Annotated in this window: 20 protein-coding genes; 13 read left to right on the forward strand and 7 right to left on the reverse strand. The window is 72.6% G+C overall.

What is annotated here, in order from left to right:
* Nucleotides 1-48: 48 nt before the first annotated feature.
* Nucleotides 49-690: a DUF2461 domain-containing protein gene (locus ACIBH3_RS11490; RefSeq protein WP_396311714.1), complete on the reverse strand. Its 642-nt coding sequence runs from the start codon at nt 688-690 to the stop codon at nt 49-51.
* A gap of 85 nt (nt 691-775) precedes the next feature.
* Here ACIBH3_RS11490 and ACIBH3_RS11495 point away from each other — a divergent pair, with 85 nt between their 5' ends.
* Complete coding sequence (locus tag ACIBH3_RS11495; RefSeq protein WP_396311715.1) at nt 776-1114, forward strand: hypothetical protein; 339 nt, start codon at nt 776-778, stop codon at nt 1112-1114.
* A gap of 82 nt (nt 1115-1196) precedes the next feature.
* Here ACIBH3_RS11495 and ACIBH3_RS11500 read toward each other — a convergent pair whose 3' ends face one another.
* Nucleotides 1197-2213, reverse strand: coding sequence for a heme A synthase (locus ACIBH3_RS11500; RefSeq protein WP_396311716.1), 1017 nt, complete (start codon nt 2211-2213; stop codon nt 1197-1199).
* A 402-nt stretch (nt 2214-2615) separates the two neighbouring features.
* Here ACIBH3_RS11500 and ACIBH3_RS11505 point away from each other — a divergent pair, with 402 nt between their 5' ends.
* The gene (locus tag ACIBH3_RS11505; RefSeq protein WP_396311717.1) at nt 2616-3344 is read left to right on the forward strand and encodes an LAETG motif-containing sortase-dependent surface protein; all 729 of its coding nucleotides are present in this window, start codon (nt 2616-2618) and stop codon (nt 3342-3344) included.
* A gap of 98 nt (nt 3345-3442) precedes the next feature.
* On the opposite strand, the gene ACIBH3_RS11510 is transcribed toward ACIBH3_RS11505, so the two are convergent.
* A complete protein-coding gene (locus ACIBH3_RS11510; RefSeq protein ID WP_396311718.1) occupies nt 3443-4222 on the reverse strand; it encodes an ABC transporter permease in 780 nt (259 codons plus the stop codon).
* On the reverse strand, nt 4219-5148 hold the full coding sequence (locus ACIBH3_RS11515) for an ABC transporter ATP-binding protein (RefSeq protein ID WP_396311719.1): 930 nt from the start codon (nt 5146-5148) through the stop codon (nt 4219-4221). Before ACIBH3_RS11515 ends, ACIBH3_RS11510 begins: the two co-directional genes overlap by 4 nt.
* Nucleotides 5149-5436: 288 nt before the next feature.
* On the opposite strand from ACIBH3_RS11515, the gene ACIBH3_RS11520 reads away from it, so the two are divergent.
* Genes ACIBH3_RS11520 through ACIBH3_RS11555 form a run of 8 tightly spaced genes read left to right on the forward strand, consistent with a single transcriptional unit; the run spans nt 5437 to nt 12213 of the window.
* Entirely contained in the window at nt 5437-6273 is an 837-nt protein-coding gene (locus ACIBH3_RS11520) for a helix-turn-helix transcriptional regulator (protein ID WP_396311720.1), read from the forward strand.
* A complete protein-coding gene (sufB, locus tag ACIBH3_RS11525) occupies nt 6270-7685 on the forward strand; it encodes a Fe-S cluster assembly protein SufB (protein WP_396311721.1) in 1416 nt (471 codons plus the stop codon). Before ACIBH3_RS11520 ends, sufB begins: the two co-directional genes overlap by 4 nt.
* Nucleotides 7686-7741: 56 nt before the next feature.
* Nucleotides 7742-8974: a Fe-S cluster assembly protein SufD gene (sufD, locus tag ACIBH3_RS11530; RefSeq protein ID WP_396311722.1), complete on the forward strand. Its 1233-nt coding sequence runs from the start codon at nt 7742-7744 to the stop codon at nt 8972-8974.
* A complete protein-coding gene (locus tag ACIBH3_RS11535) occupies nt 8974-9291 on the forward strand; it encodes a non-heme iron oxygenase ferredoxin subunit (protein WP_396311723.1) in 318 nt (105 codons plus the stop codon). The genes sufD and ACIBH3_RS11535 overlap by 1 nt, the downstream gene beginning before the upstream one ends.
* Nucleotides 9292-9297: 6 nt before the next feature.
* Nucleotides 9298-10062 (forward strand): Fe-S cluster assembly ATPase SufC, encoded by a 765-nt coding sequence (sufC, locus tag ACIBH3_RS11540; RefSeq protein ID WP_396311724.1) that lies wholly within the window; start codon nt 9298-9300, stop codon nt 10060-10062.
* A complete protein-coding gene (locus ACIBH3_RS11545) occupies nt 10059-11330 on the forward strand; it encodes a cysteine desulfurase (protein ID WP_396311725.1) in 1272 nt (423 codons plus the stop codon). The genes sufC and ACIBH3_RS11545 overlap by 4 nt, the downstream gene beginning before the upstream one ends.
* Before the next feature lie 17 nt (nt 11331-11347).
* Nucleotides 11348-11800 carry a Fe-S cluster assembly sulfur transfer protein SufU gene (gene sufU, locus ACIBH3_RS11550; protein WP_396311726.1) on the forward strand — a complete coding sequence of 151 codons (453 nt, stop codon included), beginning with the start codon at nt 11348-11350 and terminating at the stop codon, nt 11798-11800.
* Between the two features lie 20 nt (nt 11801-11820).
* The gene (locus ACIBH3_RS11555) at nt 11821-12213 is read left to right on the forward strand and encodes a metal-sulfur cluster assembly factor (RefSeq protein WP_396311727.1); all 393 of its coding nucleotides are present in this window, start codon (nt 11821-11823) and stop codon (nt 12211-12213) included.
* A gap of 182 nt (nt 12214-12395) precedes the next feature.
* Here ACIBH3_RS11555 and ACIBH3_RS11560 read toward each other — a convergent pair whose 3' ends face one another.
* Complete coding sequence (locus ACIBH3_RS11560; protein WP_396311728.1) at nt 12396-13736, reverse strand: MFS transporter; 1341 nt, start codon at nt 13734-13736, stop codon at nt 12396-12398.
* A gap of 338 nt (nt 13737-14074) precedes the next feature.
* On the opposite strand from ACIBH3_RS11560, the gene ACIBH3_RS11565 reads away from it, so the two are divergent.
* A complete protein-coding gene (locus tag ACIBH3_RS11565; RefSeq protein WP_396311729.1) occupies nt 14075-15730 on the forward strand; it encodes a hypothetical protein in 1656 nt (551 codons plus the stop codon).
* Nucleotides 15731-15764: 34 nt separating this feature from the next.
* Here ACIBH3_RS11565 and ACIBH3_RS11570 read toward each other — a convergent pair whose 3' ends face one another.
* Entirely contained in the window at nt 15765-16208 is a 444-nt protein-coding gene (locus ACIBH3_RS11570) for a VOC family protein (RefSeq protein WP_396311730.1), read from the reverse strand.
* A 214-nt stretch (nt 16209-16422) separates the two neighbouring features.
* On the opposite strand from ACIBH3_RS11570, the gene ACIBH3_RS11575 reads away from it, so the two are divergent.
* Both ACIBH3_RS11575 and ACIBH3_RS11580 read left to right on the forward strand, forming a co-directional pair.
* Entirely contained in the window at nt 16423-17613 is a 1191-nt protein-coding gene (locus ACIBH3_RS11575; protein ID WP_396311731.1) for a hypothetical protein, read from the forward strand.
* A 235-nt stretch (nt 17614-17848) separates the two neighbouring features.
* Nucleotides 17849-19330, forward strand: a complete 1482-nt coding sequence (locus ACIBH3_RS11580; RefSeq protein ID WP_396311732.1) for an alkaline phosphatase PhoX — start codon at nt 17849-17851, stop codon at nt 19328-19330.
* Between the two features lie 118 nt (nt 19331-19448).
* Here ACIBH3_RS11580 and ACIBH3_RS11585 read toward each other — a convergent pair whose 3' ends face one another.
* Complete coding sequence (locus ACIBH3_RS11585) at nt 19449-21101, reverse strand: PucR family transcriptional regulator (protein ID WP_396311733.1); 1653 nt, start codon at nt 21099-21101, stop codon at nt 19449-19451.
* Nucleotides 21102-21248: the final 147 nt, after the last annotated feature.

Raw genomic sequence — 21248 nt, forward strand, 5'->3', positions numbered from 1 at the left:
GTGTTCGCCGGGGTGCGGCGGGGCCCGCCCGGGTGGCGCCCGGGCCGCTCAGCGCGGCGGCAGCTCGCTGGGGCCGACGCGCTCGTCCAGCCAGTCCTTCAGCGGCCGGGAGGCGTGCAGGAAGCCGGTGATCCGCCGGTACGCCTGAGCGGTGCCCAGCCACGGTGCGGGCTCCCACTCCTGCCAGGCGATCAGGCCCCGGTAGCGGAGCAGCTCGATCCGTGGATGGTCCCTGGGGTAGCCGCGCGGTGCGGTCTTCAGCGGGTCCCGGCCGACCACCTGCGGGCCGGCCCGGCGCACCTCGGCGACCAGGCGTTCCAGTTCCGCGCCGCCGATGTCCTCGGCCACCGCGGCGCGGTAGCGCGCGAGCTGGTCCGCCGCCGGGTGGTAAAGGCCGTTGCCGCAGGCCAGCCCGTCGGCGGAGAGCTGGATGTAGCCGCCGGAGTCCAGGACGGCGCCGATGTGCGTCTTGTAGGGCGTCTTGTCGGCGCTGAAGCGGATGTCGCGGTTGGGGCGGAAGATCTTCCCCGGCCCGAACTCCGGCTCCAGCTTCTCCAGCAGGGCGGTCATCGGCGCGCGGACGGCGTCCTCGTACCGGCCCTGGTGGGCCTGCCAGAACGTCTTCGAGTTGTCGGTCTCCAGGCGCTCGTAGAACTCCAGCGCCTCGGCGGGCCAGCCTTGGAAGGTCACCACGCCAGGGTAGATCGGCGCCGTGTGGTCCGCCGCACACGCCGCTGCCGTCGCCAGTGCGGCTACCGATGGGTAGCATGCGGGCATGAGCAGCGCAGACACCGCCACCCCCGCCGCGCCGGACGCCCGCGCCGAGCGCCGCGCCAAGCGCATCGCCAAGAACCTCACCGGCTTCGCCGCCCAGCACGGCGGCAGCGCCGACGCCGTCGTCGAGTACGTCGGCCGGACGGCCACCCGGATCGTCCTGGTCGGCGCGGACGGCTCCTGGGGCGACCAGGTCGCCCCGACGTACGCCGTCGGCCGGCGGGCCGCCGAGCTGGCCGGCCTCAAGCTGCACGACTCCTTCGAGGGCGAGCTGGCACTGCGGGTGCGTACCGGCCCGTACGAGTGGAAGCGGATGGCCGGGATCCAGATCGGCGGCTGAGCGCCGCCCCCGGCGGCTGAACGGCAGCGGCCCGGCTCTCCTCGCGGGGGAGCCGGGCCGTCGTGCGTGGGCGCGGTGCGGGTCAGACGCCGGCGGCCTGTTCGGTCGGCGCGGCCTGTTCGGTCCGCCCCGCCGCCTCGCCCTGCGCGGCCGGTGCCGGCACCCCGGCGGTGGGCTCGGCGGGCTCGCGTACCCGCAGGGCGAGGGGGATGCGCAGCGCGGCGATCCAGGTCAGCGTGGCGCCCAGCATGTGCAGGCCGACCAGGATCTCCGGGACGTCGGTGAAGTACTGGACGAAGCCCAGCACCCCCTGGAGCAGCAGGACGACGAACAGCTCGCGGGTCCTGGCCCGGGCGGCCGGCGGGGCCTTGACCGCGGCGAAGACGAAGATCACCGCGATGACCAGTCCGACCGAGACGAACGCCAGGTCCGCGTGGACCTGGGCGAGCCGGTCGTAGTCCAGCGGGATCCGCGGGACGATCTTGTTGTCCTTGGGCGTCCCGGGGTGGTGCCCGGCGCCCGTCACCAGCGTGCCGGCGGCGACCAGCAGGCCGATCACCGTGACCAGGACGTGGGAGAGTTGGACGATCGGCCGGGCCACGGCCGGCTGCGGCGGGCCGTCACCCTCCTTCGAGCGCTCCCAGAGCAGCAGGGCGACCCAGACCAGCGCCATCGCCGCGATCAGGTGCAGCGCCACGGTGTACGGGTTGAGGCCGGTGAGCACGGTGATGCCGCCGAGCACGGCGTTGCTGATCACCAGCCAGAACTGCGCCCAGCCCAGCTTGGTGAGGCTGCGTCGCCAGGGGCGGTGGCAGCGGGCGGCCAGGATCGCCCAGCCGACCGCGGCGCTCAGCACGTAGGTGAGCATCCGGTTGGTGAACTCGATGACGCCGTGGATGCCCATCTCGGGCGTCGGCGCGATGCTCTCGCCGGTGCAGCGGGGCCAGGTGGTGCAGCCGAGGCCGGAGGCGGTGAGCCGGACGGCGCCGCCGGTGACCACGATCACCACGCTCATCACCAGCGCGGCGAGCGCGGCGCGTCGGACGACCACGGCGGACGGGTGCCAGCGTTCGGCGAGCAGGGAGGAGGGGGTACGCACCGCTTCATCCTAGGTTGCGTGGTAGGCGATCTTCGGGCGGGGGCGGGTCGGTGCCTGGGCCGGGCGGGGCGCCGGTCGTCCGTGCTCGCCGGATCGGTCGACTACGTCGGTTTCCGTACGTCCACCGGTCCGTTCCGGTCGAATCGGGCACCTGCGGCCGGTCCGTTCTGGCATGATCAATTCAAGCTGAACCGGACCGGGCCCGCGTCCCGTTGTCCTGGTGGGTGGGTACGGCGCGCCGCTGGGCCGCCTCCGGGGGTCTGGCGGACAGGACGGATCAGGCCGAACGGGGGGGTAGCGAGGTGCGGGAGTGCCGGTAGAGTCCCCCCGCAAGGCGTAGCGGGGCGTCCCTGGTTCGGCCAAACGTCCTGCCGCGAAAGACCGTTCGGAGGGAAGAGCGAAATGGCGCGACAGGTGCGGACACTCGGCGCGGCGCTCGCCGTGGTCACGGGCGTTGCCGTTCTGGTGCCGGGTGTGCTGGCGACCAGCGCTTCGGCGCACACCCCGACCTGGCAGGTGACCTGCGACAAGATCGTCATCGATCTGAAGAACTACAAGGACGACCACGGTACGAAGAACGTGGTCAGCCTCACCGTCGACGGCAAGAAGGTGCTCGACCAGCACCAGTTCGGCGGCGCGTACCACGAGACGTTCCCGGTGGCGGCGCACTCCGCGCCGGTCAAGGCGACCCTGGTGGTCACCACGACCGAGGACCCAAAGAACCCCGACTGGAACAAGACGGAGACCAAGACCATAGAGGTCTGCCAGACCCCGTCCCCGTCCCCGACCGCCACCAAGACCAGCACCCCGACCCCCACGCCGACGGTGACCACCTCGGCACCCACCACCCCCGCGCCGACCACGGCGGCGCCCACGACGACCAAGGCCACCGCCGCCCCGACCGTGAGCACCTCGACCCCGGCCCCGCCCAGCAGCCCGGCCACCACCACCGCGGCTCCGGCGGTCACCGCGCCGGTCAGCACGGTGCCCAGCCCGAACTCCCCGGCGCTCGCCCAGACCGGTGGCAATGACGCCACCCCGATCGTCGCGGCGGCCGGCGCCGGCGTGGTCGTGGTCGGCGGCGGTCTGCTCCTGCTCGCCCGCCGCCGCCGTGCGGCCGGCCGCCACTGACCGGGTAGCCGATCGATCAGGTAGCCGACGCGCCACGGCCCGGCCCCCACCGAGTGGGGGCCGGGCCGTGGCGCGTCCGGGGTCCGCCCGGCCGCCCCTTACTCCCAGCGGAAGAAGCGGGCCGCGGCGGCCAGGGCCAGGGCCGCCCAGACGGCGAGGACGCCGAGGTCGGACCAGGGCACGCCGGCGCCGTGCTGGAGCACCGAGCGCAGCCCGTCGGAGAGCGCGTTGATGGGCAGCAGCTCCAGCACGGCGCGTACGCCGGCGGGGAACCTGCTCAGCGGGACGATCACGCCGCCGGCCAGCAGCAGCAGGACGAAGACCAGGTTGGCCGCGGCGAGGGTGGCCTCCGCGCGCAGGGTGCCGGCCATCAGCAGGCCGAGCCCGGAGAAGGCGGCGGTGCCCAGCACGAGCAGCGCGGCGACGGACAGCGCCCCCTGCGGTGTGGCGAGCCCGTGCGGGGACCAGCCGAGCGCCAGGGCGATCACCGACAGCAGGGCGACCTGGAGGGCCTCCGTCACCAGCACGCAGCCGGTCTTGGCGGTGAGCAGGGCCCAGCGCGGCAGCGGGCTGGCACCGAGTCGCTTGAGCACGCCGTAGCGGCGCTCGAAGCCGGTGGCGATGGCCTGACCGGTGAAGGCCGTGGACATCACGGCGAGGGCGAGCAGCCCGGGGGCGAGGAAGTCCACCCGCTTGCCGGGGCCGTCCACCGCGACGATGTCGACGGCGCTGAAGAGCACCAGCAGGACGGTCGGGATGACGACCGTGAGCAGCAGCTGCTCGCCGTTGCGCAGCAGCATCCTGGTCTCGAAGGCGGTCTGGGCCAGCAGCATGCGGCCGACGGGCGCCGCGCCGGGGTCCGGCGTGTAGGTGGTCATGAGCGCAGGTCCCGTCCGGTCAGGTCGAGGAAGACGTCTTCGAGGCTGCGCCGCTGCACGCTCAGGCGCTCGGGGAGGATGCCGGCGGCGGCGCACCAGCCGGTCACCGCGGCCAGCAGCTGCGGGTCGACCGCGGGTGCCTCGACGCGGTAGCTGCCGGGGGCGGGCTCCAGCGCGGTGCAGCCGTCCGGGAGGGCCTTGAGCAACGGGGCGAGGTCGAGGCCGGCGGGGCCGTCGAAGTGCAGACTGCTCTCGGCGCCGCCGCGGCAGAGCTCATCGGGGGTGCCGGCGGCGATGACCCGGCCCCGGTCGACGATGGCGACGTCGTCGGCGAGCTGCTCGGCCTCGTCCATGTGGTGGGTGGTCAGGACGACGGTGACGCCGTCCCGGCGCAGGTCCCGGACGAGGTCCCAGGTGGCGCGGCGGGCCTGCGGGTCCAGGCCCGCGGTCGGCTCGTCCAGGAAGACCAGCTCGGGGCGGCCGACCACGGCCATCGCCAGGGCGAGGCGCTGCTGCTGGCCGCCGGAGAGGCGGCGGTAGGTGGTGCGGCCGCAGGAGCCGAGGCCGAGCCGCTCGACGAGCTCGGGGACGTCCAGCGGGTGCGCGTGCAGCCGGGCGGTGTGCTGGAGCATCTCGACGGCGCGTGCGCCCGCGTACACGCCGCCGGACTGGAGCATCACCCCGATCCGGGGGCGCAGCCGCGCGCCCTGCGTCACGGGGTCGAGGCCGAGCACCCGGACGGTGCCGGCGTCGGGGCGGCGGTAGCCCTCGCAGGTCTCGACGGTGGTGGTCTTGCCGGCCCCGTTGGGGCCCAGGACGGCGGTGACCGAGGCCCGCCGGATGGTGAGGTCGAGCGAGTCCACCGCGGTCTTGTCGCCGTAGCGCTTGACCAGCCCGGCGATCTCGACTGCGGGTTCTGCGTGCATAGCGGTGAGTTTAGGAGAGGCGTGGGCGGATCCCGGGCGCGGGGCGGGGGTCGGGAGGGGTGCCGGCGGGCGCCGTCCGGCCGCCGCCGGGGTGTGGCGGGAGGGGTGCCGGGGGCGCCCGGAACGGGGCGCGGACCCTCCCGGCGGTGCGCGAGTGATCGTTTCCGCAGGTCAGGTAAGGCTTACCTGCGTGATTGAGGTTACGAATGTTGCGTGGGTCACGGCTTGTCCTGCCGGAAGTAATTACGCAACACTGGTGTTGTGAAAAACGTGCGGGAGCGTCGGGACATGCAGGAGGCCGAGTCGGCCCCCGGCTGTGCCGTGCCCGAGACGGCGGCCGAGGTGCTGCTGGACGGGCACCGGGCGACGCGTGACCGGGTCGCCCGTTCGATCCTGGACCACGGCCCGTCCTCCGCCGCCGACCTGGCGAACCGGCTCGGCCTGACGGCCGCGGCGGTCCGCCGTCACCTGGACGGCCTAGCCGCGTCGGGCCTGGTCGAGTCCCGCGAGCAGCGGGTTTACGGCAGCCGCGGCCGGGGTCGCCCCGCCAAGGTCTTCGCCCTCACCGAATCCGGCCGGGACGCCTTCTACCAGGCGTACGACCAGCTCGCCGCCGACGCCCTGCGCTGGATCTCCGACGCGGTGGGCGGCGGCAAGGCGGGCGAGGAGGCGGTCGCCGCCTTCGCCCGGGCCCGCTTCGGCAAGCAGGGCGAGCGTTACCTCTCCACCCTGGAGCAGGCCGCGGCCGGTGAGCGCACGGAGGCGCTTGCGCAGGCCCTCAGTGCCGACGGGTACGCTGCGACGGTGCGGCGTGTGCCGTCCGCCGTGGCCTCCAAGGCGGCCCCGGCCGGCGCCCAGCTCTGCCAGCACCACTGCCCGGTCGCGCACATCGCCGAGCAGTTCCCGCAGCTCTGCGAGGCGGAGACCGAGGTCTTCTCCCAGCTCCTGGGCACCCATGTGCAACGGCTGGCCACCATCGCCCACGGCGACGGGGTCTGCACCACCTATGTGCCGGCATCCGGTGCCGCATCGTCGTCTGCGCAGCAGACGCCCGATGCCGTGCCGACTGCCGGTACGCCAACCACTGATCCGGAACCTGCGTCCGCGCGGAGGAACCTCGTATGACTGACATCGTTTCGCACCCGGAGCTCGAAGGTCTGGGCACCTACGAGTACGGCTGGTCCGACCCCGACGCCGCCGGCTCGGTGGCCAAGCGCGGCCTGAGCGAGGATGTCGTGCGCGACATCTCGGCGAAGAAGTCCGAGTCCGAGTGGATGCTGAACCTGCGTCTCAAGGGCCTCAAGCTCTTCGGCAAGAAGCCCATGCCGACCTGGGGCTCGGACCTCACGGGCATCGACTTCGACAACATCAAGTACTTCGTGCGCTCGACCGAGAAGCAGGCCGAGTCCTGGGAGGACCTGCCCGCCGACATCAAGGCGACGTACGACAAGCTCGGCATCCCGGAGGCGGAGAAGCAGCGCCTGGTCGCCGGTGTCGCCGCGCAGTACGAGTCCGAGGTCGTGTACCACCAGATCCGCGAGGACCTGGAGCAGCAGGGCGTGATCTTCCTGGACACGGACACCGCGCTCAAGGAGCACCCGGAGCTCTTCAAGGAGTACTTCGGCACCGTCATCCCGGTCGGCGACAACAAGTTCGCCTCGCTGAACACGGCCGTGTGGTCCGGTGGCTCGTTCATCTACGTGCCCAAGGGTGTCCACGTGGACATCCCGCTGCAGGCCTACTTCCGGATCAACACCGAGAACATGGGCCAGTTCGAGCGGACGCTGATCATCGTCGACGAGGACGCCTACGTCCACTACGTCGAGGGCTGCACCGCCCCGATCTACTCCTCGGACTCGCTGCACAGCGCCGTGGTCGAGATCATCGTCAAGAAGGGCGGCCGCTGCCGCTACACGACGATCCAGAACTGGTCGAACAACGTCTACAACCTGGTCACCAAGCGGGCCGTGGCCTATGAGGGCGCGACCATGGAGTGGGTCGACGGCAACATCGGCTCCAAGGTGACGATGAAGTACCCGGCCGTCTACCTGATGGGCGAGCACGCCAAGGGCGAGACGCTCTCGATCGCCTTCGCCGGCGAGGGCCAGCACCAGGACGCCGGCGCCAAGATGGTGCACATGGCTCCGAACACCTCCTCCAACATCGTCTCCAAGTCGGTGGCACGAGGCGGCGGCCGCACCAGCTACCGCGGTCTGATCGAGATCGGCGAGGGCTCCAAGGGCGCCAAGTCCAACGTGCTCTGCGACGCGCTGCTGGTGGACACCATCTCCCGCTCGGACACCTACCCCTACGTGGACGTCCGCGAGGACGACGTGTCGATGGGCCACGAGGCGACGGTCTCCAAGGTCAGCGAGGACCAGCTCTTCTACCTGATGAGCCGGGGTATGACGGAGTTCGAGGCGATGGCGATGATCGTGCGCGGCTTCGTCGAGCCGATCGCCCGTGAGCTCCCGATGGAGTACGCGCTGGAGCTCAACCGGCTGATCGAGCTGCAGATGGAGGGCTCCGTCGGCTGACGCCGGCCGCACGCAGTCCAGTCCAGACCTTTCAGGAAGAGAGCACTACGACAGCCATGGCTGACGTCAACACCCCCACCGGCTCGACCACCGCCGGTTCGATCGAGGTCGGCACGGCCGGCGCAGGTGCGCAGCTGGCCGGCCCCGGCACGGGCCGGGCCACGGTCCGGCAGCCGATCGACGCCCGCGTCGCGGTCAAGCCCTCGTACGACGTGAACGACTTCCCGGTGCCCACCGGCCGCGAGGAGGACTGGCGGTTCACCCCGCTGCACCGCCTCGCCGGTCTGCACGACGGCACCGCCGCCGAGAGCGCGCGCGGCGAGGACAAGGTCGAGTTCGGCCTGCCGGCGGGCGTGACCGCCGAGCGGGTCGGCCGCGACGACGAGCGCCTGGGCAAGGCCGGCAAGCCGGTCGACCGGGTCGCCGCGCAGGCGTACAGCGCGTTCGAGCAGGCGCTGGTCGTCACCGTCCCCAAGGAGACGGTGCTCACCGAGCCGGTGAAGATCGACGTGCACGGCGAGGGCGGCGTCCGCTTCGCCCACGTGGTGATCGACGTCAAGGCGTTCGCCGAGGCCGTCGTGGTGATCAACCACACCGGTACCGGCACCCGCGCCGCCAATGTCGAGCTGCTCGTCGGTGACGGCGCCAAGCTGACCTTCGTCTCCGTGCAGGACTGGGACCGGGACGCGGTGCACGTCGTCCAGCAGACCGCGCTGGTCGGCCGGGACGCCTCGCTCAAGTCCGTGGTCGTCACCTTCGGCGGCGACGTGGTCCGGATCCACCCGCGCGTCACCTACGCCGCCCCCGGCGGTGAGGCCGAGCTGTTCGGCCTCTACTTCGCGGACGCCGGCCAGCACCTGGAGCACCGTCTGGTCATCGACCACGACACCCCGCACTGCCGCTCCAACGTGGTCTACAAGGGCGCCCTCCAGGGTCAGGACGCGCACGCGGTCTGGGTCGGCGACGTGCTGATCCGCGCCGCCGCCGAGGGCACCGACACCTACGAGCACAACCGCAACCTGGTGCTCACCGACGGCGCCCGGGTCGATTCGATCCCGAACCTGGAGATCGAGACCGGCGAGATCGTCGGCGCCGGCCACGCCTCGGCGACCGGCCGCTTCGACGACGAGCAGCTGTTCTACCTGCAGGCGCGCGGCATTCCGCAGGAGGAGGCCCGCCGCCTGGTGGTCCGCGGCTTCTTCGCCGAGCTGGTCCAGCAGATCGGCGTCCCCGAGCTGCACGACCACCTCATGGAGAAGATCGAGGCAGAGCTGGAAGCGAACGTCTGATGAGTTTCCTGCGTGCCTGCGCGCTGAGCGACCTGGCGGAGGACGTCCCCAAGCGCGTGGAGCTCAACGGCCTGCCGGTGGCGATCGTCCGTACGGACGAGGGCGTGTTCGCGATCAACGACATCTGCTCGCACGCGAACGTGTCGCTCTCCGAGGGCGAGGTCGAGGACTGCATGATCGAGTGCTGGCTGCACGGCTCCAGCTTCGACCTGCGCTCCGGCAAGCCCTCCGGTCTGCCGGCCACCAAGCCGGTCCCTGTCTACCCCGTAAAGATCGAAGGGGACGATGTGCTCGTCTCCGTCAACCAGGAGTCCTGAGTCCCCATGGCAACCCTTGAAATCCGTGACCTGCACGTCTCCGTCGAGGCCGAGGGCGGCCCGCGCGAGATCCTGCGCGGCGTCGACCTCACCGTGAAGCAGGGCGAGACCCACGCGATCATGGGCCCCAACGGCTCGGGCAAGTCGACCCTCGCCTACTCGCTGGCCGGGCACCCGAAGTACAACGTCACCGGCGGCTCGGTGCTGCTGGACGGCGAGGACGTCCTGGCGATGTCCGTCGACGAGCGCGCCCGGGCCGGTGTCTTCCTGGCCATGCAGTACCCGGTCGAGGTCCCCGGCGTGTCGGTCTCCAACTTCCTGCGCACCGCGGCCACGGCCGTGCGCGGCGAGGCCCCCAAGCTGCGGCTGTGGGTGAAGGAGGTCAAGGAGGCCATGGCGGCCCTCCAGATGGACCCGGCCTTCGCCGAGCGCAACGTCAACGAGGGCTTCTCCGGCGGTGAGAAGAAGCGCCACGAGATCCTGCAGCTGGAGCTGCTCAAGCCGAAGATCGCGATCCTCGACGAGACCGACTCGGGCCTGGACGTCGACGCGCTGCGCGTGGTCTCCGAGGGCATCAACCGGACCCGCTCCACCGGCGAGGTGGGCACCCTGCTGGTGACCCACTACACCCGCATCCTGCGGTACATCAAGCCCGACTACGTCCACGTCTTCGCGGCCGGCCGCATCGTCGAGTCCGGCGGTGCAGAGCTCGCCGACAAGCTGGAGAACGAGGGCTACGAGTCTTACGTGAAGGGCGGCGCTTCCGAGTGACCACGCATCCCGGCTCGGCACTCGCCGGGCTCCTGGACACCGACGCGATCCGTAAGGACTTCCCGATCCTGCAGCGCGTGCTGCACGACGGCAAGCCGCTGATCTACCTGGACAACGCGGCGACCTCGCAGAAGCCCCGTCAGGTGCTCGAAGCGCTGAACGCCTACTACGAGCGGTACAACGCCAATGTGCACCGCGGCGTCCACGTCCTGGCCGAGGAGGCCACGGCGCTGTACGAGGGTGCCCGCGACAAGGTCGCGGCGTTCATCAACGCGCCGAGCCGGGACGAGGTGATCTTCACCAAGAACGCCTCGGAGTCGCTCAACCTGGTCGCGAACATGCTCGGCTGGGCGGACGAGCCCTACCGGGTGGACGCCGACGCCGAGATCGTCATCACCGAGATGGAGCACCACTCCAACATCGTCCCGTGGCAGCTGCTCTCGCAGCGCACCGGCGCGAAGCTGAAGTGGTTCGGCCTCACGGACGACGGCCGGCTCGACCTGTCGAACATCGACCAGCTGATCACCGAGAAGACGAAGATCGTCTCCTTCACGCTGGTCTCCAACCTGATGGGCACCATCAACCCGGTCGAGGCGATCGTGCGCCGCGCCCAGGCGGTCGGCGCCCTGGTGCTGATCGACGCCTCGCAGGCAGCCCCGCACATGGTGCTGGACGTCCAGGCGCTGGAGGCCGACTTCGTCGCCTTCACCGGCCACAAGATGGTCGGCCCGACCGGCATCGGTGTCCTCTGGGGCCGCCAGGAGCTGCTGGAGGACCTCCCGCCGTTCCTCGGCGGCGGCGAGATGATCGAGACCGTCACCATGGGCTCGTCCACCTACGCCCCCGCGCCGCACAAGTTCGAGGCGGGCACCCCGCCGATCGCCCAGGCGGTCGGTCTCGGTGCGGCCATCGACTACCTGTCGGGCATCGGCATGGACAAGATCGCGACGCACGAGCACGCGATCACCGAGTACGCGGTCGAGCGCCTGCTGGAGGTCCCCGACCTGCGGATCATCGGTCCGCGCACGGCCGTGGACCGCGGTGCGGCGATCTCCTTCGTGCTGGGTGACATCCACCCGCACGACGTCGGCCAGGTGCTGGACGAGCAGGGCATCGCGGTGCGGGTGGGCCACCACTGCGCGCGGCCGGTCTGCCTGCGGTACGGCGTTCCGGCGACCACGCGGGCGTCGTTCTACCTGTACTCGACGCCGGGTGAGGTCGACGCGCTGATCGACGGCCTGCACCACGTCCGGAACTTCTTCGGCTGAGGGAGCTGAGGGTCCACATGAAGCTCGACTCCATGTACCAGGAGATCATCCTGGACCACTACCGCAACCCCCATGGCAAGGGGCTGCGGGCGGGTGACGCCGAGGTACACCACGTCAACCCGACCTGCGGCGACGAGATCACCCTCCGGGTGAGGCTCGACGGCGTCAACGTCGCGGACATCTCGTACGAGTCGCAGGGCTGCTCGATCAGCCAGGCCAGTGCCTCGGTGCTGAACGACCTGGTCGTCGGCAAGAACATCGGCGAGGCGCAGGCCATCCAGGAGGCGTTCCTGGAGCTGATGCAGAGCAAGGGCCAGGGTGAGGGCGACGAGGAGCTGCTGGAGGACGCGGTCGCGTTCGCCGGCGTCTCCAAGTACCCCGCGCGGGTCAAGTGCGCACTGCTGAGCTGGATGGCCTGGAAGGACGCCACCGCCAAGGCGCTGGCCGAGCACCCCGCCGTCAACGACTGAAGCTGAAGAGGACGTATCCCATGAGCGACACCGAGACCGGCGGCCCGGCCCCGGCCGAGGCCGCCACCGACGGCCCGACCGTGATCGTCGGCACCACCGCAGGCACCGTCTCCGTCGAGGACCTCACCGAGGCCCTGATGGACGTCGTCGACCCCGAGCTGGGCATCGACGTCGTCAACCTGGGCCTGATCTACGGCATCCACATCGACGAGTCCGATGTGGCCACCATCGACATGACGCTCACCTCGGCGGCCTGCCCGCTGACGGACGTCATCGAGGACCAGGCGAAGACCGCCACGGACGGCCTCGTCCAGGACCTGCGCATCAACTGGGTCTGGATGCCGCCGTGGGGCCCGGACAAGATCACCGACGACGGCCGCGAGCAGCTGCGCGCCCTCGGCTTCAACGTCTGAGCCGCCGTCCCGGCCTGTACCACCACTGCCGCGTGAACCCCCGGGTTCACGCGGCAGTGTCGTCTCCCGGGGTCAGTGCCACGCGGGTACGGGCACCCGCCTCCACAGCACGAGCGGGTACGGATCGGCCCGGCCACCGCAGCGGTGGCCGGGCCGATCCGTAGGTGTGGGCGTTCGGGCGGCTATGCCGCCGCCGGCCGGGGGCGGCGCAGCACGGCTGCGGCGAGCGCCAGGCAGGCGACGGCGGCGAGGGCGACGAAGCCGCTGACGGACGGCAGCAGGCCGTAGCGCTGGATCAGGGCGCCGAGGGCGACGATCGGCACCGAGCTGCCCAGGTAGACGATCACCCAGAGCGCGCTCAGCTCGCTGCCGCGGCGCTCCGGGTCCATCGCGGCGACCGCGCTGGTGAACAGCGAGCGGAAGGCGATGCCCTGGCAGATGCCGCCCAGCACGCTGCCGATCAGCAGCAGCGCGGGCGTCCCGGTGTACGCGGCGGCGACGACCAGGCCGAGGCCGCTCGCCAGGCCCGCCATGCCGAGGGCGATCACCAGGCGGTCCGAGGTCGGCGGGACGAGCAGCTGGGCGGCCGCCGAGGAGCCGAGCAGCAGCGCGGCGACCACCGCGCCCATCAGGTGCGAGTCGGTGTGCAGCAGCCGCGCGGAGAAGGCCGGCGCCAGGCTGAGGTAGACGCCGAAGACGCCGTAGGAGACGAAGCCCGCGGCGGCGGCGAGCAGGAACGCCCGGCGGCCCTGGCGGGGCAGGGCCAGCCGGCGCGGGCGCAGGTGCGCCGGGGTCGTGATGCGCGGCGGGGAGGCCGGGGGCCGCTGGCGGCCGGGCATCCGGGGGTGCACCAGCGCGAGCGGCACGCACAGCGCCAGCAGCGCGACGGCGTGCAGCAGGAAGGGCGTGCGCAGCGGCTCCGGGCCGCCGGACAGGGCGGCGCCGACGATCGGGCCCATCGCCACGCCGCCGGCCGAGCAGGCCAGGGTGAGCTTGGCGGCGAGCGTCGGGTGGTCGGGCAGCAGGTCGCCCAGCGCCGCCCCGGCGGCGCCGGTGGAGAGCCCGACCGCGACGCCCTGGACGATCCGCCCGGCGGCCAGCTGCCAGAAGCTCCCAGCGGTCGCGAAGATCAGGTCACCGCTCGCGGCCAGCGCCACGGCGGGCAGGATCAGCGCCCGCCGGCCCAGCAGGTCGGACCAGTGGCCGGCCGCGGCCAGCACGGGGACCAGCGCGAAGACGTACAGCGCGAAGAGCACCGAGGTGTCCAGCGGGGTCATGCCGAGCCGCTGCTGGAGGTAGGGGTAGATCGGGGTGGCCAGGTTGGCGCCGATCAGCAAGAGCAGGAGAGCGGCGGCGCAGAGGCCGACGCGGATGCCGCGCATCGCGTTCCAGCGGCTGATGGCGGCCAGCTGGAGCTGAGGACGAGGGGCGAGCTCCAGAGGGAGCAGGGTCTCCGAGAGTCGGCGTCCGTCGAACTGCCCGGAGGTGGGCAGGCCGGAGCCGGCGGGGGAGAGGTCCGCCATGGCAGGGGTCTCCTGTGGCCGGGCACCACCGGGGGTCGGCGGGGTGTGCCGATGCGCCCGTCCTGCGGCGCTGTGGTGGTGGCCTCGGTGCGGGGCTCCCTGGCGGAGCGAGGTGTGCTGAGGAATGCGGGCTTCGTTGCCCGGTGGGCCGCGCGGGGTGTGCGCGGCGCCAGACGAAGGATACGCGCTGGCCGGGACCGGGCGTACCTCGGCGGCGCGCGCCGGAGGGCGCCGCATCGGCGCGGCAGGGCGGATACGCTGAGGCAGTAGGCCGGTACACGGCGCTGATCCGCCCGTACCGCTCGGTTGACGGCTCGCTGTAGGGAGAACGCGCAACGATGGTCGGACGACGTCGCAAGAGCCAGGACAACCCGTCGGCGACCGGGCCAGGCGAGCGCCCTGCCGAGGGCCTGCTGCCGGCCGACTTCGAGCTGGAGGACCTGTACGGGGCGTTCGCCGCGCACGGCCGGGACGACGAGGACATGGACGACGAGGCCGTGCTGGTGCCCCCCGTCCGGCTGCCCTCGCAGGAGGCGCTGGCGGCCGAGGCGCTGGCCGTGCCGATGCTCGGGTACGCGCTGAAGCTCTCCCGCTGGACGGCCCCGCACCGCCCGGTGGACGAGTTCGGTGACCTCACCGACGCGGACCGCGAGCCCGCCGCCCGGCTGCTGGGCCTGGCGCCCGCCGAGGGCGAGGTGCCCGAGGAGGCGGTGATCGAGGCGATGCGGGCCTGGTCGCTGGCCTGCGACCTGGACCTGGTGGAGATCGGCACGACCGCCGAGGGCGCGCACGTGGCGATCCCGGGCCCGGACCTGGAGCCCGCCGAACAGGGGGACGCCGAGACCGTCCTCGAACTGTGGCTGACGGCCGCGGGCATCGTCCGCGAGCTGGCCGCCGAGGCGGACTCGCTGCCCGGGCCGGGCGAGGAGGAGGCCGAGGCCGAGGAGGACTCGGAGCGGACCGAGGAAAGCCGGCTCGCCGAGGTCGAGGAGTCCAGGGACGAGGCCGCGGAGCTGCTCGACGAGGCGCTCCAGGTGCTCTACGAGACCACGGCCTTCGCGGACCCGGGCACCGAGACCGTCCCGCTGGGCGTGCTGGCCGCGCTGCTGGTGGTGCCCGAGGGCGAGGACCCGAGCGAGGAGCTGCTCGGCGACATCACCGACGTCATGGTCGCGCTGGACCCGATGCTCGCCGACCTGGCCGAGCTGGGCCTCCTGGAGTACCGGCCGATCGACCCCGAGCTCTTCGACGAGGAGGAGGGCGAGGAGAGCGCCGAGCAGGCCGCCGCCGTACCGACGGGCGACGAGCCGCTGGACGAGGCGGAGTCGGCCCGATTCGGCCTGGTCAGGCTGACCCCGCTCGGGCAGTACGGCGTCCGGCAGTGGCTGCTGGAGGACGGCTACGACGCGCCGCTGGTCGGCGAGCTGGCGCAGGGCGATGCCGCGGACCTGCTGCGGGCCGTCTCCGAGGCCTCCAACGTGCTGCCTGAGGAGGAGGTACGGGAGTGGGTCAAGGGGCGTGAGGCCCTCCCGGCGGCGCGCGAGCTGCTGGACGCGGCGCGTGGCACCGACACCTACGCCCCGCTGCGCCGGATGCTCTGCCAGCTGGCGCTGAACGAGCTGGGCGCGGCGGCCGAGCCGGCCGTCCGCGAGGTGCTGGACGACCCCGAGCTGGGCGGCGGCGCGCGCGCCTGGCTGGCGGCGCAGGGCGCGCAGGACGTGCCCACCCCGGAGCGCGGGATGGCGCTCTGGACGGTGATCGACACCTTCGCCGCGCAGCTGATCGACAGCGGCGGCGACGCCGAGCTGCTGCGCGAGCTGATCGGGGGGCTGCCGGTGACGGACAACCCCGCGAGCTACTTCGGCGAGCTGTGGCGGGTCGACCACCCGTACACGGCGGAGGTGCTGGAGGCCGTCGGTGAGCTGCACCTGGACCGGCAGGTGGCCAAGGAGGCCCGCAAGGCCGCCTTCAAGGCGCGTTCGAAGAAGGGCTGACGGCCGCCGCGGGAGGGTGTGGCGGGGCCGTCGGTCAGGGCAGGTCGAGCGAGCCGTCCTCGGTGAAGGGGAAGAAGGGGTTGTGGGCGAGCTCCCAGAGGTGGCCGTCCGGGTCCTCGAAGTACCCGGAGTAGCCGCCCCAGGAGGTGGCGGCCGGCGGCTTGACGACCGTGGCGCCGGCGTCGACGGCCGTCTTCAGGGCGGCGTCGACCAGCTCGGGTGACTCCAGGTTGACCGCGAGGGTCACGCCCCGGAAGGAGGGCTCGCCGGTCGCGGGGACGCCCGCGTCGGCGGCCAGCTCCTCGTACGGGAACAGGCCGAGGGCGGAGTCCGCGGTGCGGAACCAGACGATCTCGGGGCTGGAGGCGGCGGAGCGCCGCCAGCCCAGGGCCTCGTAGAAGCGGGTGCTCTCGGCGAGGTCCGAGACGCCGAGGGTGACGATGCTGATGCGGGCGGGGAAGGCGGCGGATGCTGTCATGCCGACCAGCGTAGGCACGGCGACTGACATCACCGGCAGGACGTGGCCCGGTGCCCGATCCGGCAACCGTACGGCGGAAGCTGATGACCCGGCATGTCCCGCGCCCGTATCGTTGGGCGGGCAGCGGCCGGGTGGCGGAGGATACCGCGGGAGCGGGCGCGGCGCGCGGGCAGGGACGAGCACGGCGAGTACACGGGGGTGCGGCAAGAGGATGATGAGAGAGAGCGGGCGCAGGCGTCAGGAGCCGGAAGACCTCTACGCCGACCAGGAGGTGTTCTCCCGTCAGACGCTCGCCGGGGCCGGTTTCCCGGTGTACGGGGTGGGCCGGGCCGCCCGGGGCGAGGGTGCGCATCGCGCCGCCCCCGCGCGTGCGGGCGAGAACGCGCCCCCCGGCAGTGACTCTCTCGCGGCCTTCGAGACCTCCAACGGCGAACTCAGCTGGGTGGAGGTCCGCTCCGGCGACTGGACCTCGGCCGAGGGTCCCTACGTCAGCGTCCGTACCTACCGCCCCGGCGCCGACGGCGGCGAGAGCCTGCCCGAGCTGGAGGACGTGGTCGAGGACGAGCGCGACCGGGTGTACGAGCAGCTGGGCATCGACGAGGGCGAGGGCCCGGGCCGGGTCCGGGCCCTGCGGGAGTGGATCACCGTCGAGGGCGAGCCGCGCTCGGTGCAGATCCACGAGGACCGCCGCCCCGAGGGCGATCCGCGCCAGGAGCCCAGGGCCGTCTGGGCGGGCCGGCTGCGGGTGGACGGGCTGACCGTCACCGTCTGCGGGCGGGGCGTGCCGCCGGGCGGGGTCGAGCTGGCGAGGATCGAGGACTTCGAACGCTACATTCTCGGACGCACCGACCTGATGCGCCGGCTGGCGGCCGGCCGCAGCAGCTTCGTCCCGATGGAGGAGCGCGAACTGCCGCCCGTGGTGGGGCTGGAGGCGCACCGCGCGCTGGTGGAGCACAGCATCGCCGAGTCGGTCGCGATCGAGGCGCAGGTACGGACCCAGCGCAGTGCCCGGCTGCCCCGCCGGCTGCGTGGCGAGGCCGGGGCGCTGCGTTGGGAGGCCGCCGTCCGGCAGCAGATGCGGCTGGCCTCGGAGACCCGCGCCCAGGCGGGCGCGGCCGTCACGGCGATGGTGAACCACCTGACCAGGCTGGCCCAGAACACCGACTGGGCGGTCGGCACGGCGGAGGGGCAGGCCGCCGTGGAGGAGGTCATCCGGTACACCGTGTTCGCCAGCGAGGTGCCGAGCCTGCCCGCGCAGCGCGCCTGGGAGCAGCTCTGGGACGGCAGGCCCGGGCAGCCGGGGGTGCTGGTGCGGGACGTGCGTGCCACCTTCGAGGGGCTGACGCTGCGTGAGGGCGTCTGGCTGTCGGCCTGGGAGCAGTGGCGGCTGGAGCGCGCCCACTGATCGCCCGGCCGCCCTCGCCTCGGGTGCCGGTGCCGCCGGTGCCGCCGCCGGTCGGGAGCGGGTCGCTCGTACCCGGCCTTGTGCCGATCCGCAAAGGAAGGGTCATGAGTTCGGATTCAGTTGGCAAAACGACACCCTGACCCGGTGTCGGATTTCACCCGAGGTTCATCCGGGCAGCACAGTCTGCTGGGCGTCGACGTCGAGCTCGACGCCCAGACCTTCAGGAGTGACTGCCATGTCGCTGTCCCGCCGGGACTTTGTGAACCGTTCCACCCTCGTCGGGGCCGGCGTGCTGATCGCCGGCAGCGCGGAGGCCCTGGCCACCGCGCCGGGTGCGATCGCCGCTCCCGCCGGCGGCACGGCGCAGGCCGCGGAGACCGCGGACGCCGCGCGGGCCGCCGTCGGCTACGGCCCGCTGGTCGCGGACCCGGAGCACCTGCTCGCGCTCCCCAAGGGCTTCAAGTACACCGTGGTCACCCGCGCCGGTGTCACCAGGCTGAAGACCGGCGAGTTCACCCCGAGCAACCACGACGGCACCTCCGCCTTCGAGGACGAGCACGGCGGCAACCTGCTGGTCACCAACCACGAGCTGGGCGGCCCGCGCGCCAACTGGCCGAACCCGGTGCCACTGACCGAGGGTCACGTCTACGACCCGGCGGCGTCCGGCGGCTGCACGGTGGTGCACGTCCGTGCCAACGGCAAGGTCGAGGAGTGGGTCGGCATCGCCGGTACCTCCACCAACTGCGCCGGTGGCGTCTCTCCGTGGGGCACCTGGCTGTCGGGCGAGGAGACCGAGGACAAGGCCGGCAAGAACGGCATGACCAAGGATCACGGCTACATCTTCGAGGTCGACCCGTTCGACGACGAGTACAACCTCGACCCGCAGCCGGTCAAGGCGTTCGGCCGCTACGCGCACGAGGCCGTCGTGGTCGACCCCAAGCGTGGCCACGTCTACCTGACCGAGGACGCCTCCAACCCGAACGGGCTGCTCTTCCGCTGGACCCCGCCGGCCGGCTTCAAGCACGGCCGCTACCAGCTGCGCAAGCTCGCCGCCGACGCCGGTGTGCTGGAAGCCTTCAAGGTCTTCGACGCCCAGGGCAAGCTGGTCGACGACCTCTCCCGCGCCACCAAGGTCGGCACCACCTACGGCGTGGACTGGGTCAAGGTCCAGGAGCGCGACGCCCAGACCGTCTCCGTTCGCAAGCAGTTCAAGGACGGCGAGGTCACCCGCGCCCGCAAGCTGGAGGGCATGTGGTGGGGTGACGGCGGCTTCCACTTCGTCTCCAGCTTCGCCCGCGCGGAGAGCCCCGTCCAGCACGACGGCCAGGTCTGGTTCTACGACCCGGTCCGCCGCACCATCACCCTCAAGGTGCTGCTCGGCGTCAACACCGACGTGTTCGGCGACCACGACAACTACGACGGCCCGGACAACATCACCGTCTCGCCCTACGGCGGCATCGTGATCGCGGAGGACGGCGAGGGCCAGTCGCACCTCTTCGGCGCCACCGAGGACGGCCTGACCTACCCGATCGCCCGCAACGAGCTGAACATCGGCACGGCGGAGAAGCCGGAGTTCAGCGAGTTCACCGGCGTCACCTTCTCGGACGACGGCCGGACGCTGTTCGCCAACATCCAGGTGCCGGGCATCCAGCTCGCCATCACCGGCCCGTGGCACCGCCTCAACGAGCACAAGCGCGGCCAGGGCTACGGCGCCTGACACCCCGCTCCGCCGAGGGCCCGCCGGGAGCGCATCCCGGCGGGCCCCCGGCCGTCCGCCGTCGGCCTTCGGTGCTCGGCCATGCGTCCGTCGGCCTTCGTCGGTCGGTCGTCCTGGGTCAGTCGTCGGCGGGCAGACGCAGCTGGAGCATCGCCAGCAGGCGCTGCTGGGGCTGCGCCAGGTCCACGCCCGTCAGCTGCTCGGCCCGGCGCACCCGGTAGCGCAGCGTGTTGGGGTGGATGTGCAGTGCCCGGGCCGCCACCCGCACCTCGCCGAGCGCGTCCAGCCAGGCCAGCACCGACTCGGCCAGCCTGGTGCCGTGCCGGCGGTCGTACTCGGTCAGCGCCGTCAGCCGGGGATCGCGCAGGCCCGTCCGCTCCTGGAGCAGCGCCAGCATCTCGCTGACCAGCACCTCCGCCTGTACGTCGCTCAGCGCGGCGACCTCCGGCGCCACCCCGCCGCGCCCCATCGCGTCCAGGATCCGGTCCGCCTGCGCCCGGGACTCCGGGACGGCCGCGAGCGCCTCGACGGTACTGCCGATGGCCGCGCGCAGCGGTACCCCGAGGTGGTCCCGGGCGGCGTCGACCACCTCCTGAGCCCAGCCGCGCACGGTCGTGATCGCCAGCCCCGCGGGCAGCTCGGGCAGCAGCACGTACACCCGGGAGTCGATCGGCGCGAGCAGCGCGCCCCGGTGCCGCGCGGCGGTGTGCACCGAGATCAGGCCGGTCACCTCCGCCCGGGTCAGCTCCAGGTCGGTGCCCTCACCCGGCCCCGAGCGGCCGGCCGGGACCGCCGCGTAGGCGAGCACGGTGGCCGGGCGGCGCAGGTCCAGGCCCAGGTGGGTGGCCAGCGACTGCGGGCCGGTGGAGCCCTCCAGCAGGCCGGTCAGCAGGGTCTGGGTGAGCCGGACGTCCGCCGACAGCTCCCGGCGCCGGCGTACCAGCTGCGCCGCCGCCACCCGGGCCGCGCCGACCAGCGCCTGCTCCGCCTGCGGGGCCAGCGGCTGCGCGCCCTCCTGGACCCAGATGGTGCCCAGCGGCTGCGCGCCCGCCCGGATGCCGATCGCCAGCCGGCGCCGCAGGCCCAGCTCCGGGTGCGGGTCGATCGCGATCATCGTGTCCGAGCTGCGCAGATGCTGGAAGATGCCCCACTCGCGGAGCTTGGCCAGATATGGCTCGGGCCCCTGCCGCCCGAGGATCGAGGCCCGGCGCAGGTCGTCCACCTCGTCGGAGTCGGACGAGCGGGAGTAGGCCAGCACCCGGCTGGAGGTGTCCTCGATGGAGACGATGCCGTTGGTGAGCGCGGCGACCGTCTGGGCCAGCGAGAACAGGTCGCCGACGTTGTGCTCCGGGGTGTCGGGTGCGTCCGGCCCGGCGATGATCGCGCGGGCGAGCGAGTCCAGGTGCTCCCAGCGGGCCTCGCGGCGTACGGACAGCAGGGCCACCCCGGCCTCCGCGGCCGCCTCGCGCAGCGCGTCGGCCTGGCCGGGGGCGTCCAGCTTCACCGCGACGGCCGCGGCACCGGCCCGTCCGGCGGCCCGCAGGGCGGGCAGGGCGGCGCGGCCCCGGGCGCCGATCGCCAGCACCAGCTCGCCGGGCGCGGCGGTGGCCTGGTCCTCGGGGTCGAGGATCGCGACGTCCCGTACGGGTACGTCCAGCCCGGCCGGCGCCGCCTGGAGTTCGACCAGCGGCTCGCCGAGGGACATCAGCAGGCGGCGCAGCGGGATGCCGCCGCCCGGGGCCGGCGCCGCGGAGGGGCCGGGGTCTCTCATTCGGCCCTCGTTTCGTCGGCTCGGACAACTCCGTCCGGATGACTTTAGCCGCCCGGCCAATCAAGTGGCCGGGTCGACGGGATTAGCGTTTGCTCCTGGCCGACGTGCGACCCGCGCCGGCTTCCCCCATGACCCGAAGGAGAGCGC

Origin of the sequence: Kitasatospora sp. NPDC050543, from assembly GCF_044457565.1 — a bacterium.
Taxonomy (GTDB): Bacteria; Actinomycetota; Actinomycetes; order Streptomycetales; family Streptomycetaceae; genus Kitasatospora.